A 17,392-nucleotide genomic window follows, 5' to 3' on the forward strand; every position below is an offset into this window, starting at 1 on the left:
ATGGCACGACTAGCAGGTATGGTCGCGCTGGTCACCGGTGCCGGAGGCGGTGAGATGGGCGGTGGCGGCGCAGGCATCGCCCGTGCTCTTGCCGCAGAAGGTGCTGTGGTTGCAGTGAACGATTTGCACAAGGAGTACGCTCAGGCAACTGTCGAGCAGATCATCAGCAGTGGCGGAGAAGCATTCAGCGTACCTGGGGACGTGTCTGACCCTCGACAAGCGACCGCGATGGTGCGGACGGTCATCGAGCGCTGTGGTCGCCTCGACATCCTGGTGAACAACGCGGCCCGATTGGGTCGCTCTCCAGCCGTCGAGCGGATGTCGGACGACGAGTGGCTCAGCTACCTTGCAGTGAATCTGTCCGGCCCGTTCTACATGAGTCGTGCTGCCTTGCCGCAGATGATGCAACAGGAATATGGTCGCATCATCAACATTGGCTCGCTGGCAGCGCTTCGCTCAAGTTTGAACGGTGGTGCTGGATACACGACATCAAAGCGCGGGCTCCTCGGCTTGACACGCCAAATGGCTGCCGAGTTTTACTCGTATAACATCACAGTGAATGCCCTTTTGCCTGCAGGTATTCTGGGAGGTCGCATGCGGGCCGATATGGGGCCGCAGGCGGATGCACTCGTCCGCGCTCGACGCTGGGCACTTCCGGACGAACTTGGGAAAATCTGCGCCTATCTCGCAAGCCCAGAGGCCCACTTGATCACTGCAGCGGTGATCGTTGTGCCCGGGGTGAACGCGACCGGTCTTGGCGATTTTGCCCAGTACCGCGCTATGGCGAAGCAGATCGGCAAAGACATTGGCGAATGAAGAGGAGAACGTGGGGCATTCGCCACTCACGAATGCCCCGCGTTCACGACCTGATGACGCCGGCTGCGCACTGCGAGGCTGACCAATCAGCCGCTCACCACCTCTGGTACTGTTAGGGTCTGATCGCTCTCTCGGTGGAGATCGCCAGCCACGAGGAGCTCGAGTGCGGACCCTTCTGGCTCCATTGACGCAGTGTGCCGTTGCATGGTACACTTTGCCGCGGGTAATGGGCCGGTGTAGCTCAACGGTAGAGCAGGGGACTCATAAGCCCTTGGTTGGTGGTTCGAATCCGCCCACCGGCACTCGGCGAGCGGCGCAAGGCGCGCCGCTCGCCGCATTTCGCCACTCTTTCGGTGGGCACCATGCTTTCGCACTTCGTCCCGAAAGGGGATGACCTTGTCGCGGCAACCCGCCGCACTCAGCGTTCTTCTGCGAGCCGTCCGCACCGCGCTCGAACGTGCCGGCCTTTCTCCGACGGAGCGGATCATTGTCGGGTTCTCCGGTGGGCCAGACTCCCTTGCTCTCCTTTGGAGCCTGCACCATTTGGCGCAGCAGGGTCACGGACCAGAGCCGATACCAGTCCATGTGGATCACCGCCTGCAGCCGGGGTCCGGCGCAATGGCCCAACGCGCCGCCCTCCTTGGAGAAACACTCGGGCTCACGGTCATGGTGCGCCAAGTGGAGGTCTCTGCCTGGCCAGAGTTCCGTGAAGGAGGAGTTGAGGCTGGAGCTCGGGCAGCGCGCTATGCCGCGCTCGCTGCCGTCGCGCGGGAGCAGGGAACTCCCTGGATTGCGGTCGGGCATACACGTGACGACCAAGCGGAAACACTTCTCCTCCGCCTCCTGCGCGGTGCTGGCCTGGACGGGCTGGCGGCAATGCGACCCATTACCGAGCTCCAGATACCGCTCAATCCCGCACATCGCGACTTCATGACCGTGCATCTCCTCCGCCCTCTGCTTGAGCTGCGGCGTTCCGTTGTCCAAGCAGCGCTCGCCTTGCTGGGATTGGTGCCAATTCAGGACCCGACGAATCAGCTACTCGCCTACGAGCGCAATGCGATTCGCCAGCGAGTCATCCCCGTCCTTGAGCAACTGCGGCCGAACGTGATCGACACGCTCGCGCAGGTTGCCGAGCAGCTGCAGGACGAGGTGAGCTTCTTATGGGCCAACGCACTGGAGGCATACCGCCGCGTCGCACGCGAGGACCAGGCATTTGTTGTGATTGACAGAGGACGCTATCGCACGCTGCATCCCGCGCTGCAACGCCGTATTCTCCAACTTGCCGTTCGCGCGGGTCAGGATCCGACCTGGTCCTTGCCGCGCGAACGGCTACAGGCCCTCTGGAACGCACTTCTGCAGGGCCGGCCGGGTGTACGGATCGAGCTTGGCCGGGGCTTGGGCGCACTGATCAGTTACACTGAGGCTGTCCTCGGTCCCGCGGATCGGATCGAGGACTACCTGCGACAGCGCTCCGGGCAACCACTGCTGCGACCGGGGACGGTCATCGCAATCCAGGGCGCAACGACGGTGCAACTGGAGAACGGGTGGATCCTTTCCATTCGCCAGGCCCCAGCTTCCGGGTGGTTTCTCCGGACCCGGAGACCGGGCGATCGCCTGATTCGACGGCAGGCTGTGTCACCAGTTCGTTTGCAGGATTGGCTCGTGAATCAGAAAGTCCCGCGCTTTCTACGCGACTGGTTGCCACTCCTCGCAAACGATGGGGACATTTACTGGATCGTCGGGTCGAACGGCTGGCACTACGAATCCCCCGATGGGACGCTCGTTGTCGACTTGAAACGGAGCGAGGAGGCAAGACAGGTGAGCGAGACAGCACAGGCTCCTGCGGGAGAACTTGAGCGGGTGCTCATCGACGAGGCGACTCTGCAGCGTCGGGTGGCTGAACTTGGTGAGGAAATTGCTCGGGAATATCGTGGAAAGCGTCCCGTGCTCATCGGAGTCTTGACAGGTGCTTTCGTGTTCATGGCGGACTTAGTACGCCACATGCCGATCGAGTTGGACATCGACTTCATGGCCGTATCAAGTTATGGGCAAGCAACGGTTACTTCTGGCGTTGTGCGTATCATTAAGGATCTCGACCGTCCTATCGAAGGACGGGATGTGCTGCTTGTCGAGGACATCATTGATAGCGGCCTGACGCTCCAGTACCTCCTCGATGTTCTCCAGCGACGGAACCCCCGTAGCCTGCGGGTGGCGGTTCTGCTCCGGAAGCAGAAGCCTGGGGCAACACAGGTGCCAGTCGACTGGGTCGGCTTTGATATTCCGGACGAATTTGTCGTCGGCTACGGGCTGGATGCTGCTGGACGATTCCGGAACCTGCCCTTCATCGCGGTTTACCGAACCAGCCAATAACAGGGTCTTCAGCAGGCGTCGCGTCAAACCGTGCTCACCTCTTTCTTTGTCTTCCTCGTTTACCGGTGAGCTCGACCCTCACCTTCTGCCCTAGCGACCGCTTTTGGCTACGTCGGTGCACCCAAGAAGCGTTTGTCATCGTCCCGGAATCTCCTTCCTCATGCAGTACGGCTCGATGCCGACATTACTCTTCGAGGTCTGTACACCAGTGTAGCCCCTCACTGGTGCTGCGGAGGGCAGAAGCTCTGAGACGCGTTGGTTGAAGGAACCTTTCTGTGGCACTCCTGAAATCCAGGTCGATAGTGCGCTCTCGCCCGTTTGTCTGAGTGACGCCTCGTGAGCGGACGGCGAGGAGAGAAGCGTCCGGTGGTCGGGCAGTGCTTGCTATAATCGAGACCGCCCGCGACATCGCTCGGCATGGCGGGCCGAGGACAGTGGAGGCTACCCCGATGGCAGATAACAAGTGGCTCCGGAACGGCTTCGTCTGGATGATCCTGATTATCGCTGCAATCGCGGTTTGGGTCACATTCGTCCAGGGAGGCCGCAGCGGCTCGTCGATCACGACACAGGAACTGGCTGCTGATATCAAGGCTGGCAAGGTCGAGCAGCTGACCATGAGCAGCGGCTCGGACGAAGTGCAGGTCCACTACATCGGCTCCAACGAGGTGCGCACGCTGCGGTTGCCGACCAATGTCGATATCTTCGAACTCCTCCAGACGTACGGCATCGATCCGAAGAGTGTGTCAATCCGTGTCAATCCTGCCAGCCAGTGGGGGAACTGGCTTGGCACACTCACGTTCCTCTTGCCGACCCTCTTCCTTATTGGCGTGATCATTTTCATGATGCGACAAGCCCAGGGCACGAACAACCAAGCACTTTCCTTTGGCAAGAGTCGCGCGCGTGTCTTCACCAGCAATCGGCCGACCGTGACCTTTGACGACGTTGCCGGTGTGGAAGAGGCGAAAGAGGAACTCCAGGAAATCGTCGAATTCCTCAAGTACCCGGAAAAGTTCGCCGCGCTGGGAGCTCGCATCCCACGAGGTGTGCTGCTTGTGGGCCCGCCTGGGACAGGGAAGACGCTGCTCTCCCGCGCGGTTGCTGGTGAGGCTGGGGTGCCATTCTTCAGCATTAGCGGCTCCGAGTTCGTGGAGATGTTCGTCGGCGTCGGAGCCAGCCGTGTCCGTGACCTCTTCGACCAAGCCAAGCGCAATGCGCCCTGTATCGTGTTCATCGATGAAATTGACGCGGTTGGTCGGCAGCGTGGTGCAGGGCTTGGCGGCAGCCACGACGAGCGCGAGCAGACGCTCAATCAGATCCTGGTGGAGATGGACGGCTTTGATTCGAGCACCAATGTCATCGTCCTCGCCGCGACGAACCGTCCCGACGTGCTGGATCCGGCCTTGCTTCGCCCGGGCCGCTTCGACCGGCAAGTCGTCCTCGACCGTCCGGATCTCCATGGGCGACTGGCGATTCTCAAGGTGCACACCCGCGGGAAGCCGCTCGAGAGTGACGTTGACTTGGAAGACCTGGCACGACAGACACCAGGATTTTCCGGAGCTGATCTCGAGAACCTTGTCAACGAGGCTGCCATCCTTTCCGCGCGCCGCAACAAGAAGACGATCGGGCGACGCGAGCTCTACGAGGCGATCGATCGTGTCGTCGCGGGGCCAGAACGCAAGAGTCGGCGTATCAGCGAACGGGAGAAGCTGATGACCGCGTATCACGAGGCTGGACACGCCCTGGTGGCCCGTATGCTGCCACATGCCGACCCGGTGCACAAGGTCTCGATCGTGGCGCGCGGCATGATGGGCGGGTACACACGCGTATTGCCTGAGGAGGACCGCTTCTTCTGGACAAAGAAGCAGTTTGAAGCCCAGTTGGCGGTCTTTATGGCTGGCCTTGTCGCGGAAGAGCTCGTGTTCCAGGAGATTTCGACTGGCGCAGCGAACGATATCGAGCGAGCGACGACGCTGGCTCGGCGAATGGTTACTGAGTTTGGCATGAGTGAGCGGCTTGGCCCCCTGGCCTTTGGTCGCAAGGAGGAGTTGATCTTCCTCGGACGGGAGATTGCCGAGCAACGCAATTACAGTGATCAGGTCGCCTACGAGATCGATCAGGAAGTCCGACGTTTGATTGATCAGGCCTACCAAACGGCGAAAAACATCCTAATGCAGCACATGGACAAGCTGGAGAAGATCGCCACGCTGCTCGTCGAGAAGGAAACGATCGAAGGCCACGAGATCGAGGCGCTCTTCGACGAGCCACGTCCGCGTCCGGAGCTCGTTGGCCCTCCGGTTACGAAGCCCGCAGCACTCATGCGGACGCCGGAGCCTACACAAACCGACGTCGCACCCGAGAGCCGGCCAACACCCGCACCACAGATTCGACCGCAGCCGGCATCCTGAGTTGTGATCCGACGTCGCCAAACTCTGAAGGGGTGGGTCGCGGAAACGTAACCCACCCCCCGACGTTATTGATCGAGCGGCAACGGGCAATCGACGCGGATGACTTCCTCGTACGAGAGCCAGACGGTCGTAAGCACCGGGCGATACTGATAGTTGTGAAACAGCCGCTGCGCGTCACGCGCGGTCAAACGGACCAGTCGCCCATTGCAACTCGGCCGTAGGTAGTAACGTCCTTCCTGGTCACGGAATAAGAGTACATGCGGTTGGCCGCTGCGCCGGCCGACAAGCTGGAATGAACGCTTCTGCATCGGCGGCCTCCTTCCGACCAGCAGCAACCGGCACGCCAGCGAGGTGTGACGGACAGAGCATTCGAGTCGGATCGCGGTAGAAGCAAACTGGAACAAAAGAGCGGTGGAGGCAGGGGGACTCGAACCCCCGACCTCGACAGTGCGATTGTCGCGCTCTCCCAACTGAGCTATGCCCCCACGTTCGCCATCGAGAAGTCTACCCCGCTCATGCACGCAGTGTCAAGGCCGACGTTCGTTACTCTTCCAGCCTGGACTGAAAACAGCCTACGCTGCTCCTCGGCATGCAAGCCGGGAGTGTGCGTAGCGAGCAGCGCACCGTGACGACTTCCTCAACCGATTGCCACGTATTACAACGAAGTTTTGTGGTCACCATTTCGTCTGGTCCACCCTGGACAAGGGACGGGCAGCTGTGTATACTGGTGAGCGACAAGGAAATGCGGGAGTAACTCAGCTGGTAGAGTGCCGGCTTCCCAAGCCGGTTGTCGCGGGTTCGAATCCCGTCTCCCGCTCCGCTTGTCCTGGAACCCGGTAGGTTCCAGGTTTTTGTGTGCCCAAATCTCGCCTGTACCCTCCACGGAGCTCGCTGACCACTGCGGCCAACCAACGCCGCCTGAGCCCCTCCTGAGCGTCAGCATCCACTGATCCGGACGGCTTCCTCAATCTCCTACCGCAAAGATCACGTCATCGCCAAAGCGCTCTCGCGTTCCCTTCACCCCGCTCCCGCCAGCACCTTCAGCACAACGACGCGACTCGTTCAGTTCTGGTGCACAGCTGCCACGACTGTATCAGAACTCGTCGCGGGCCCCGCTGCGCACGCTGGCAACACCATCACGGACCAATCCTTGTCGGCGCGGAACGCTCGGCCAATGACTGTGCCCGGATTCAGGCAATCGCCTCGCGGTTGCTAGCAGATCTTCGCCTCGCGGATTGCCCTCGCAGATCTTTGCTTGCGCGAAGACGATCCTCGGCCTGCAGAATTGAGTGGAAAATGGCTCTCACACGACCGGAACGCCTCGGGGCCAGCCCTGCGAAGAGCAAGGGACTTCCACCCCGCACCTGCAGCTCTTCCTCCTATGAGGAACCGCCCCCGGTCGCAGAAGGAGGCAAGGCTGGTTACCTCACGCGGGGGCGACTGCGTCTTCCAGCACCTCGGCTTCCCAATACTCACGCTGACGAACACCGTGAACACGAAAGACGAGAGCCCTAGCGTGTTTCTTTGTTCTTTCGAAAGTGCTAGCAGTCGCGCCCCAACCCTCGTGTTCCAGCATTGGGTATTCCCAGTCAGCGTGCGGTGCACTGAGAACCGCTTCCCGTGTGTGCTTGTTCGACAGCGGATTGTCGCAGACGCTGGCTCGCCACCATGCGCCAAATCAGACAACTGCCTGACATGCACAGTTCTCTGCACATTCACTCTTGCGCATCATAGTCCTGTATGCTCGTTCAGCGCATCGCCGCAACTCGTGAGGCTTCGACAGTAGTCTTCTCTCTCCCCCGAGCGATCCATTTCGCTGTGCAATTCCGTTTTCATTGAGTGCTTACGTTGAGGAAATCGCTCGAGCGATCGCAGCAGTCAAACGTGCGATTCCATTTTTATTGAGTGCTTACTCATCGCTCACTGGTGACGATCGCAATCCCTTGATGCCTCAAAATGCGCCTTTACACACTCTGTGCCATACTCCCAAGGTGAGCACGATGCCGGTGGGCTTACCCTTGATCGCTTGGGGTGGTCGACACAGCGGAGGATCACAGCCATGACTCAGCCGGTTCTCCTGGTGGCTCGTGACGGCTCCATCGTCACACTCACCTTGAACCGCCCGGCGGTGCGCAACGCACTTGACCGTACTCTTGCTCATGCTCTTGAGTCGACGGCCCGCGAGCTGGCTCGTGATCAGACGCTCCGCGCGGTCGTCCTGCGCGGAGCACCTCCAGCCTTCTGCGCCGGTGCTGATTTGAGGGAGCGCCTCGGATTGTCACCGGATGAGCGTGCCGCACACACTGAGGCAATCGCCGCCGCCGTCGAAGCGCTCGCCGATCTTCCAGTTCCCACTGTGGCCGCAATCAGTGGTGTCTGCCTCGCTGGTGGAGCGGAATTGGCCCTGGCCTGCGACCTGCGCTTCGCTGATACCACCGCGCAGATCGGCTTTCCTGAGGTCCGGCGTGGAATCTTTCCGGGAGCAGGGGGGATTCTTCGTCTGCCGCTCCTGATCGGTCCAGGTCGAGCAGCAGACTTACTCTTCTCTGGCCGTACGCTCGACGCCCACGAAGCCTATCAAATTGGCCTTGTTGACCGGCTTTGCCAACCAGATCAGCTCGACGACGCCATCGCCGAATGGCTTGCCGAGCTTCAGCAGGCAGCGCCAGGCGCAGTACGCGCGGCGAAAGCTGCGCTCCGCCGCGCGCTCACGACCGACGCAGTCACCCTCGCGGATATCCGCTCGCTCCGTCGCTTGCTGGACGCGAGTCCCGAGTATGAAGAAGGGCTCCGCGCCTTCGCTGAACGTCGCTCCCCACGCTGGAGAAGCACACGTCTCACTCCACCTCGAACGTGGTCTGAAGATCGTTGACGACGAGTGTGTAGGCGCCGGGTTCAAGCTCACCCAGATCGACGCTCGTCGTGAACGGACGGAGTACCTGCGCACACATGAGACCCCGTGGTCGCTCCCACTCCAGCTGCACCGTTACTTCCTTCCCAACAATCGAGATGATCGGGTGTTCCCCAAGCTCAGCACACGCGTCTGGCAGATGCCCCTGGATCTCAAGAATCACATGACGCGGCCTTTCGTCCACATTTCGTATCTCGACCTGTTCGACAGAGGCGAGTCCGTAGTCCAACGCTCCTGTTCCCGGCTCACCCACCGAATTCTCCTCCGGGCGTGGAGAGAGCTCCACGCCATTGAGTTCGACAACGAACCCTCCGTTGACCGCGAATCCGATTGGAATGACCACCTGCTCATCGCGGAGAACCTGGGCACACATCACACCGAGGGGCCGCTCGCCCCAAACCGCAATGCGGATCCGCATGCCTTCACGGGTGACAGCATAGCGCACCTCCGTGCATGTGTCCGGAACAGTCAGGTCGACCACCAACTCCGTTTGATGAGTGTCTACCGGATGCAATGTCGCATTGCGAATCGTGACATCGACCCGCTCCGTGGACGGTGTCGGAGTCGGCTGTTGTGTCGCACCCTGGGTTGGTGAGGAAACAACCGGGTTTCCTTCTCCTGCGGCAGGAACTCTACAAGCAAGGAGTACCAAGGATACCGCAAGAAGCAGCGTCAAAGGGACTACTCGTTGACGATCCACCGTTTGTACCATCTGACCCCCCTTGCACTGTTGTCCAAAACAGAGACGAACAGGCAGCAGCGAGAGTTCCCAAAGCGAGAGCCGTAGAGCGCGTAGGCTCCTTGCCCACGCCCCATTTGCGTGCTAGCCTGACCAATCGCGCGGAAGGAGGCAATGCGATGCATACCCATACGATCACTATCGGCGGCTATACGCTCGAGGCACTGATCGATGTTGAAGGAGTATTCTTTCCCTTATCTATCGTCTTTCCCAATGTCCCGGAAACTGCTTGGGAGCCTTTCCGCGCATGGTATCCGGACACCGTTTCCGGGTCAGATAAGCTCTACACGCGCGTCGCTTGCTACCTGATCCGCGGTTATGGTCGCACCATCCTGGTCGACGCTGGGATCGGGCCCGGACCAGCACCACTCTTTGGCCATGCATGCGGCGCCCTTCTCGACGAGCTCGCACGCCGCGGTCTCACTCCAGACGTGATCGATACCGTGGTGCTTACGCACTTGCATCCCGATCATGTCGGATGGGCCACGCGAGATGGACAACCCACCTTTCCCCGAGCTCGCTATATCGTCAGCCATGCCGAGCTAGAAGCGTTCCACCGCGATGACGTCCGGGCAGCGATGCACGCCATCGTTCCAGGGTATCTCGACCAGTGCCTCGCTCCACTTGAGGGCGCCGGGGTTCTAGAGCCCGTCGAGGATCCAGTCGAACTCTCCCATGGGCTCAAAGTCGCCCTTGCTCCCGGGCATACACCAGGACTGCTGCGAGTGGAACTCGGTGATGCAACGTCTGCCGTCTGGCTGGTGGCTGACGTATTCACCCATCCCGCACAGATCACGTATCCTGAGTGGTGCTCGGCGTTCGACATGATTCCGGAACTTGCCATCGCGACGAGGAAAGCTGTTGTCGAGCGCGCGACAACCGAGGGAATTCAGATCCTCGCGAGTCACTTCCCGCCGGTGCCCGGTCTCCTGCATCAGGATGGGGCGAGCATACGGTGGGAACCAGTGTCGCGTTAGGACACGGCAGCAAACAGCTCGCTCACGGCACTACTCGCAAGGAGCAGAAGCACCAGCGCAGCGACAAAGATGACAGTCACGGCCAAGAGCTGTACAAAGGCCGCGAGGTCGTACGTGAGTGATGCTCTGCTCCGACGGCCGGACATCATCCGAGTTCCTGTCGGTCCAGGCCCGGTATACCGTTGGAACAAGAACTCAGCGACAGCACGCTGGCGAAGCTGCTCGTCGTACGCTCGTCGTTGCACGGGATCACTCAACACAGCATAGGCCACGTTCAGCAACTTGGCACGCTCTTCCGCGATACGGCGCTGGTCCGGGTCACGAACACGATCGGGATGGCAGCGGCGCATCAGCTCGCGATAGGCATACCGGATTTCCTCCGCAGTCGCAGTGACCGGAACACCAAGGACTCGGTAGTAATCAAGCGTGGGATCAAAGCCGTTCGCGCTCACCATCGCACCAAACCGGCCCTGAGCAGTACCGTCTCGGTTATTCTACTTCTGATAGTCACCTGGAGAGCACTCATCTCGGCACTCTCACTGACCTGAACAGCCATCGGACGCCTTCCGACATTGATGAACGTCTTAGCGCAGCACAAAGAAAGAGCGGAATACACCACTCACTCCACCACAACGCGAGTTGATGCGCCTTTTGCCCAAAACTGAGGCGTAGCGAAAACCCAGCTCATCAGCCTCCAAAGCGCCCACGTGCGTGAGCACGACGGCGAACCGCCATTGCGTTCTCGCACGGCCGCTCTCGTGTGGCACAGCACCGATCGTCCTCCAGCCCCGAGCGTCAGGCTGGCCGCGTAACACTCCACGTACGACTCCCGTTCTACCTATCCCGCACGTGCTGCGTTCGGCCTGAGTAGACATCATGTGCTCGGACAGGACCTTTCCAAAGCGGCTTGGCGCGAGGGCCCTCACCCACAGCTTATCATCTCATCACCTAGTCCCAGACGGCAGATTTCACCTCTTGATCGCCAGTGTGATGAACCGCGCGTGGACTATACTGCGCTGATCCGATCAGACGGTAGGGCGTTAGACAAGCTGTCCTAACCGACCCGGCCAAGACACGGCCATCTGTCACCAACGTCTCGCGTGCTGAGCAGAACACTGTTTCTGGTGAACACGGTGATCAATAGAGCGGCTAACCGGCTACGCCGGGGCCAGTTGTGCCGAACCACACCCTGCGCGACAATCTCCCGAAAGAGGTGTGGCTGTGACGGTACCGCCACAGGTTCTCGCCAAAGCGTCACGCTTCGGTGGCCTCGATCCGATTGGAGCCGTTGCGGTTCTCCTCTCCGCTCTTGGCTTCGGAACGCTTGCCACCTTGACAAAGGTCGCCTATGCGGAAGGGGTTTCTGTTCCGGCCCTCATCCTCTGGCGCTTCGGGTTCTCGGCGCTCCTCGTTTTCCTGACGCTTCCCCTTGAATGGTGGCGACGAGGATCTTTGGTCGGAACACAACCGTGGACACGACATCGCATGCTCCTCGTGCTGCTCGCTGTCGCGTGCTTTACCGGCAACACGACCCTCTACCTCGTCGCCTTGCAGCGCATCTCAGTCTCCACTGCAGCGATCCTCTTTTACGTTTACCCCCTCCTGGTAGTGGGATTCCGGCTGCTTGGATGGCGCGAGGTGCCGTCCATCCGCCAACTGATCGCCATCGTCGCCGCGCTTAGTGGCACAGCAATCACGCTCGGCTGGCGCTGGGGTGGGATTGACCCCTTCGGTGCGATCATGATGATCCTTTCGGCCTCGTTGTATGCCGGTTATATCGTGTTAGCACACCGTGGATTTCGGGATGCCTCACCGGTTGCGGTCACCGCTTGCATTTTTTCCGCAACGACTCTTTTCGCGCTCCTCTTTGTGTGGTCCAGCACTGAGTCGCTCATGATCACCCTCCCTGCACTGGCACCGGTACTCGGGATCGTCGTCTTCGCGACGTTCTTGCCGGTGCAATTGTTCCTCATCGGCACTGTCCGGCTTGGCCCCACTCCGGCAGCCATCCTCGGCACGTTTGAGCCGGTTGCCTCCGTCCTTGTTGCCGTGCTCACACTTGGTGAACGGCTGAGTGGAGCGCAGCTCGTCGGTGGGCTACTTGTCCTTACAGCTGCGATACTGGTGCGCGGAGAAGAAGGAAGGAGACTGGAGTGACCGAGTGGGCGATCGACTGGGCGTCCGTCCGTGACGAGGTGACGCGCCACCTGCAGGCGCTTATTCGGTTCGAAACAGTCAATCCACCGGGAAACGAGACAGCGCTCGCAGAGTACCTGGCCACCGTGCTCGAACGCGAAGGGATCCCAGCCGAGGTCATCGAGAGTGCGCCCGGGCGCGGCAACCTTGTCGCGCGCATCCGTGGGAGCGGTCGGGCACGTCCCTTGCTCCTGATGGCTCACAGCGACGTTGTCAGCGTCGAACGCGAAAAGTGGACGCGTGACCCGTTCGGCGGTGAACTTGTCAACGGTCGTGTGTGGGGACGCGGAGCAGTTGATACCAAGGGTCTAGTGGCCTGTGAACTCGGTGTGATGCTGCTTCTGCGACGATTAGGATTGCCACTTGAGCGTGACCTGATCTTCGCTGTCTTTGCAGATGAGGAGGCGGGTAGCCAGTTCGGCGCTTGCTGGATGTGGCAACACCGGCGCGAACTCATTGACGCCGAGTACGCCATCAACGAAGGAGGCGGGATGGCGCTGGAGCTCGGCGGGCGCCGTTTCTACCTCTGCCAAACCGGAGAGAAAGGGGCCGCACGCTTGCGTCTCACCGCGCGAGGCGAGCCCGGACATGCCTCGATGCCAATTCCGAACACGGCAATGCAGCACGCGGCACGCGCGATTCTCACCCTGAGTACTCATACCTTCCCAACGGTGCTCACACCAACCGTCATTCGGCTTCTCCGAGAACTAGGCGAAGCGCTGGGCAAACCAGTCCGCGAGCAAATCACAGCTGTGCTTGCCGATCCAACCTGGGAGCGGCTCGCTACACTGCCGCTCGGACCCGCCGAGCGGCGGCTCTTGTACGCGATGACACGCAATACGGCGGTTCCGACGATCGTGCACGGTGGGCATCGTATCAACGTCATTCCCTCTGAAGTCGTTGTGGAGGTCGATGGCCGGATTCTTCCAGGCCAAGATCCGGAGGCCTTCGCTGCAGAGGTGCAGCGACTCGTTGGCCCCAACGTTGAGGTCGAGTTGACAAGCCGCGGCCGAGGCCTCGAGGCCGAGCCTGACTCTCCTCTCTTCCGAACTATTTGCGAGACGATGGCCGAACTCGACCCCGGAGCACGAGTTGTACCCTATCTCGTACCTGGTGGGACCGATGCCAAGTGCCTGCCAGGAATCAAGGTGTACGGCTTCATGCCGATGCGAGATCACCCCGAGGAATTCGATCTCGCTCATGCTCATGACGAGCGCATTTCCGTTTCGACGCTTGAGTTCGCCACTCGGGCGCTGTTCGAGATCGTCATGCGGTTCTGCGCTCCACAAGCCAGGAGGCGGTGATGCCGCTCCTTCTCCTCTTCGATATCGACGGGACGTTGCTTCGCGCTGGTGACCCGGTACACGCCGAAGCGATGCGACTCGCACTTTTCGAGTTCGTTGGCGAGCCGGTAGCACTCGACGGCATTCCCCTTGCTGGCATGCTCGACCGGCAGATTGCTCGACTTGCACTCCTGCGCCACGGGCTTGACAATGAGACGATCGAGCACCTCTTGCCCGAAATCTTGCAGCAGACAGGGAAACATTACGCAGAGCGTGTCCGTCGCGGTGATCGACGGAGCTGGGTCCTACCGGGCGTACGCGACCTCCTCCCCCGGCTCTGGCAACAAGGGCATCTTGCCGGTGTGCTCACCGGCAACACCGAGCTCGTAGCGCGGACGAAGCTGGCCGCTGCAGATCTCGACCAGCTGCTCCCCTTTGGCGCCTATGGCGACCAGGCTGAGGAGCGACATTCTCTCGTCGCCCACGCCCGGTTCACAGTGAAGATCCGGTATGGGCTAGATATACCACTTGCACAAACGATTCTGGTCGGTGACACCCCACGAGATGTCGCCGCCGCATTGGAGAGTGGCGCAAAGGTCCTTGCTGTCACAACCGGCCGTTTCGGTCCTGAAGAGCTACGTACCGCCGGCGCGTCGACCGTCCTTCCCGACCTCGCTGACGTCGACCGTGTGCTCGCGACACTGCACGAACTCGCTGCACGTCCGTAACTGCACTCAACCGTGCTACCGAGGTCAGCCGGTAGATGAACACCGAATCCGTTCGCTGCGATGGCGACGCTTGCATCGAGGACGTGCGCACAGGTATCGTCGTGCGGGAACGACACATGCAACCCTGAGGGAGGGAACCCACGATGGCAGAGACGCATCCGTTCCGACTGCACCCCGACGAAGTGGCCCGCCAGGCGCGCCTCTTCTTCGGTGAACAACTCGGCCTACCACTGGTACGCGATTTGGCTGGCTTTCTGCGTTTTGAGGACGTGCACGGTTTCGTCGAGATCGACATCCGTGGTGACGCCAACAACCAGTCACGGGTCACCTTCCAGTACCAAGGCTATGAGCAAGAGGTTCATCAATTTCGCCGTCTTCTCGCCGAGCAGGCTGAAGAAGAAACGCGCCAAGGCGAGTGAACGGGACGACGATGCTGGTCACGCCGCATGCTGCGGCGTGACCAGCGAGTGACTCTGGGCCGAAAGGCAGAGGCGCAATGTTCCCGATCGGTGACGACAACAGCGGCAGGCAGAGTTTTCCAATCGTCAACACAGTGCTGATCGCAACGAACGTCGTCGTGTTCCTCTACCAGCTTCTCCTGCTTGCCCAGTCCCCACGGCAACTCGAGGCGTTCGTCTTCAAATACGGAGCCATCCCTTTCGAACTCACGCGTGGCATTGACACGCCACCAACCGTTGACTTCCCGATCTACCTCACGATTTTCACGTCGATGTTCCTGCATGGTGGTTTTGCTCACCTAATCGGGAACATGTGGTACCTGTACATCTTCGGCGATAACGTTGAAGACTCGATGGGCCACTTCCGGTATCTCATCTTTTATCTCCTCGGGGGCGTTGCTGCTGCATGGACACAGACGTTCCTTGATCCATCCTCGCGCATCCCGATGATCGGCGCCTCAGGAGCGATCTCCGCCGTGATGGGGGCGTACCTTGTGCTGTATCCAGGAGGGCTGGTGCGAACGGTCGCCTTCTTTGGGTTCATACCGATCTTCTTTTACCTTCCCGCGATCATCCTCATCGGCCTTTGGTTCATCCTCCAGTTCTTCGCCGGCTTGGCATCTCTGGGCGTACCGACCGCCAACACTGGAGGCGTGGCGTACTGGGCACATATTGGCGGCTTCATCGCCGGGGTCGTCCTCGTCTGGCTCTTCCGGAACCCAGACCGAGTGGAACGACAACGGATCGCACGCCGTATGCATCGCGCTTTTCAACGACTCGAACGAGGATGGTGATGATCAGGTGGGACGATACGGGTCGCCCGTTCATGCGCCAGGAGCCACGCTTTGCACGCCAAACCGCCTGCATAACCGACGAGCTCCCCGTGTGTTCCGACGACCCGATGGCACGGCACAACAATCGGGAGGGGATTGGCACCGACTGCCGCACCAACGGCGCGTGCCGCTCTCGGACGCCCCAGATCACGAGCCAACGCCGCATATGACCGTGTTTGTCCGTACGGGATCGCCTGGACAAGTTCCCACACGCGAAGTTGGAAGGGCGTTCCCAAGAGATCGAGCGACAGATCGAAGCGGTCTCGGGCCCCTGCAAAGTACTCTGCTAGCTGTTGCACAGCGTGCGCTAGGAACGTATCGCTCTCACCTGGGGCAATCGTCATCTTTCCGGAAGCACCGAGTTGCCGCTCAATTCTGCTCTTCAGCTGCGCCGCATTGCTCCCTGGCAGCACCAGACCAAGGAGCCCCCGTCGCCAGCTATAGAGACGAATCGGTCCGATTGGACTCTCGAACTCCGTCCAGAGGACTACCTCGTTCGCTCGCACGTGAGCGACCTCAATAGTGCTGATGCGCGTGCTGGTGCAGTTGCTCCCTCACCCTTTCGGCCGGTGTCCGCACTGCCAGCCAGGCTGCAAAACCAGTGGTCAGCGGCACAGCCGCGATCAATCCCAGACTCCCCACCAATGTCTGCACAATCTCTTGAGCGACGATCTCGCGATTAACCGTCCAGAGCAGTGGCTCGTCGAGTTGGCTGAAGAGCAGGAGCAGTGGCAGTGCTGCACCAGCGTACGCAAGGACGAGTGTGTTCACCGTGGCCGCAATGTGGTCGCGGCCGACCCGCACGCCGGCAGAAAAGAGCTCCCAGCCGCTAAGAGCCGCGTTAGCACGCCGCAACTCGAAGACGAGTGAGCTCTGCGACACAGTAATATCGTCAAGAACACCGAGTGCACCGACGAGCATTCCAGCGAGCAGCAAACCGCGCGGACTCACGGCACGGTCACCAAGCACGACTTGGAGAAAGCTCGATTCCTCATCTGCCAAACCGGTTAATCCCGCAGCTTCAGAAAAGAGCGCGGCAAGAAGGCCTGTCAGAAGGAGGCTCACACTCGTACCGGCCATCGCAGCAAGCGACATGCGTCCAACACCATGCGTGAGGAACAAGGTGACTGTGAAGACGACAAACGACACGGCGATCGCTACCGGCACCGGCGGGTACCCGCGAAGAATGAGCGGCACCAGAACCCAATTCAGGACGACGAAGGTGAACCCGAGGCCGAGAAGGGCCCGCAGCCCTTTCCACCGCCCGAGCGCCACGATCGCCCCGGCAAAGAGGACAGCCAGCACTGCGAGCGGCGTCGAGCGGTCGCGATCCAAGAGGGTATAGGCACGGCTGCCATCTGGACCGGTTGAGACAGAGACATACAAGCGATCGCCCGGCAGGAAACGCTGCCCAGCAGTGTTCAGATCACGGACACCGATCGTGATCTCGACCCTCTTCCCTTTCTCAGGGCCACTCGTCAACTCCACGACCAAGCGCTGGTACGGCTGTGTCACCGGGCCAACTGTCGTGACCCCCTCCTCAAGTATCTGGACAACCCGTGCCGTGACAGTGTGGGTTGACGCCTGGTTACCCGGCGTTTGCGCACGAATCACCGCCGTATGTGCGAACCACCAACACAGCAGGACAGCGAGAATGAGCCACCGCACACGCATCC

At 60.6% G+C, this 17,392-nt stretch carries 15 protein-coding genes and 3 tRNA genes; 12 read left to right on the top strand and 6 right to left on the bottom strand.

Features of this window, described 5'->3' with window-relative positions; genetic code table 11:
• The 4 genes from NET03_RS04030 to ftsH all read left to right on the top strand — a co-directional run bounded on the left by NET03_RS04030 (window position 1) and on the right by ftsH (window position 5,591).
• A complete protein-coding gene (locus NET03_RS04030) occupies window positions 1-816 on the top strand; it encodes an SDR family NAD(P)-dependent oxidoreductase (protein ID WP_252127613.1) in 816 nt (271 codons plus the stop codon).
• Between the two features lie 230 nt (window positions 817-1,046).
• Window positions 1,047-1,118: transfer RNA gene (locus tag NET03_RS04035), tRNA-Met, on the top strand.
• Between the two features lie 94 nt (window positions 1,119-1,212).
• On the top strand, window positions 1,213-3,186 hold the full coding sequence (gene hpt, locus NET03_RS13750) for a hypoxanthine phosphoribosyltransferase (RefSeq protein ID WP_353655773.1): 1,974 nt from the start codon (window positions 1,213-1,215) through the stop codon (window positions 3,184-3,186).
• 449 nt (window positions 3,187-3,635) lie between these two features.
• A complete protein-coding gene (gene ftsH / locus NET03_RS04050) occupies window positions 3,636-5,591 on the top strand; it encodes an ATP-dependent zinc metalloprotease FtsH (RefSeq protein ID WP_252127614.1) in 1,956 nt (651 codons plus the stop codon).
• A 65-nt stretch (window positions 5,592-5,656) separates the two neighbouring features.
• On the opposite strand, the gene NET03_RS04055 is transcribed toward ftsH, so the two are convergent.
• Together NET03_RS04055 and NET03_RS04060 are read right to left on the bottom strand one after the other, a co-directional pair.
• The gene (locus NET03_RS04055) at window positions 5,657-5,899 is read right to left on the bottom strand and encodes a hypothetical protein (protein ID WP_252127615.1); all 243 of its coding nucleotides are present in this window, start codon (window positions 5,897-5,899) and stop codon (window positions 5,657-5,659) included.
• 104 nt (window positions 5,900-6,003) lie between these two features.
• Window positions 6,004-6,076 (bottom strand) — tRNA-Ala (locus NET03_RS04060).
• Window positions 6,077-6,335: 259 nt separating this feature from the next.
• Between NET03_RS04060 and NET03_RS04065 the strand changes: the two genes are divergently transcribed.
• Window positions 6,336-6,408 (top strand) — tRNA-Gly (locus NET03_RS04065).
• A gap of 1,242 nt (window positions 6,409-7,650) precedes the next feature.
• Window positions 7,651-8,463, top strand: a complete 813-nt coding sequence (locus tag NET03_RS04070; RefSeq protein WP_252127616.1) for an enoyl-CoA hydratase/isomerase family protein — start codon at window positions 7,651-7,653, stop codon at window positions 8,461-8,463.
• Here the strand turns inward: NET03_RS04070 and NET03_RS04075 are convergent.
• Window positions 8,429-9,214 carry a hypothetical protein gene (locus NET03_RS04075; protein ID WP_252127617.1) on the bottom strand — a complete coding sequence of 262 codons (786 nt, stop codon included), beginning with the start codon at window positions 9,212-9,214 and terminating at the stop codon, window positions 8,429-8,431. The two genes, NET03_RS04070 and NET03_RS04075, sit on opposite strands and share 35 nt — an antisense overlap.
• A 146-nt stretch (window positions 9,215-9,360) precedes the next feature.
• Between NET03_RS04075 and NET03_RS04080 the strand changes: the two genes are divergently transcribed.
• Window positions 9,361-10,218: an MBL fold metallo-hydrolase gene (locus NET03_RS04080; RefSeq protein ID WP_252127618.1), complete on the top strand. Its 858-nt coding sequence runs from the start codon at window positions 9,361-9,363 to the stop codon at window positions 10,216-10,218.
• On the opposite strand, the gene NET03_RS04085 is transcribed toward NET03_RS04080, so the two are convergent.
• Entirely contained in the window at window positions 10,215-10,673 is a 459-nt protein-coding gene (locus NET03_RS04085) for a J domain-containing protein (RefSeq protein ID WP_252127619.1), read from the bottom strand. The genes NET03_RS04080 and NET03_RS04085 overlap by 4 nt on opposite strands.
• 766 nt (window positions 10,674-11,439) lie before the next feature.
• Between NET03_RS04085 and NET03_RS13755 the strand changes: the two genes are divergently transcribed.
• From NET03_RS13755 to NET03_RS04110, 5 genes are all read left to right on the top strand, one after another.
• A complete protein-coding gene (locus NET03_RS13755) occupies window positions 11,440-12,375 on the top strand; it encodes an EamA family transporter (RefSeq protein ID WP_252127620.1) in 936 nt (311 codons plus the stop codon).
• Window positions 12,372-13,718, top strand: a complete 1,347-nt coding sequence (locus NET03_RS04095) for a M20/M25/M40 family metallo-hydrolase (protein ID WP_252127621.1) — start codon at window positions 12,372-12,374, stop codon at window positions 13,716-13,718. The genes NET03_RS13755 and NET03_RS04095 overlap by 4 nt, the downstream gene beginning before the upstream one ends.
• On the top strand, window positions 13,718-14,425 hold the full coding sequence (locus NET03_RS04100; protein ID WP_252127622.1) for an HAD family hydrolase: 708 nt from the start codon (window positions 13,718-13,720) through the stop codon (window positions 14,423-14,425). Before NET03_RS04095 ends, NET03_RS04100 begins: the two co-directional genes overlap by 1 nt.
• Window positions 14,426-14,568: 143 nt before the next feature.
• Window positions 14,569-14,844: a hypothetical protein gene (locus NET03_RS04105; protein ID WP_252127623.1), complete on the top strand. Its 276-nt coding sequence runs from the start codon at window positions 14,569-14,571 to the stop codon at window positions 14,842-14,844.
• Window positions 14,845-14,921: 77 nt separating this feature from the next.
• Complete coding sequence (locus NET03_RS04110; protein WP_252127624.1) at window positions 14,922-15,677, top strand: rhomboid family intramembrane serine protease; 756 nt, start codon at window positions 14,922-14,924, stop codon at window positions 15,675-15,677.
• Here NET03_RS04110 and NET03_RS04115 read toward each other — a convergent pair.
• Both NET03_RS04115 and NET03_RS04120 read right to left on the bottom strand, forming a co-directional pair.
• Entirely contained in the window at window positions 15,653-16,222 is a 570-nt protein-coding gene (locus NET03_RS04115; protein ID WP_252127625.1) for a methylated-DNA--[protein]-cysteine S-methyltransferase, read from the bottom strand. The genes NET03_RS04110 and NET03_RS04115 overlap by 25 nt on opposite strands.
• 10 nt (window positions 16,223-16,232) lie before the next feature.
• Complete coding sequence (locus NET03_RS04120; protein WP_252127626.1) at window positions 16,233-17,390, bottom strand: YibE/F family protein; 1,158 nt, start codon at window positions 17,388-17,390, stop codon at window positions 16,233-16,235.
• Between the last annotated feature and the right edge of the window lie 2 nt (window positions 17,391-17,392).

The organism is Thermomicrobium sp. CFH 73360 (assembly GCF_023806465.1).
Classification (GTDB): Bacteria; Chloroflexota; Chloroflexia; order Thermomicrobiales; family Thermomicrobiaceae; genus Thermomicrobium.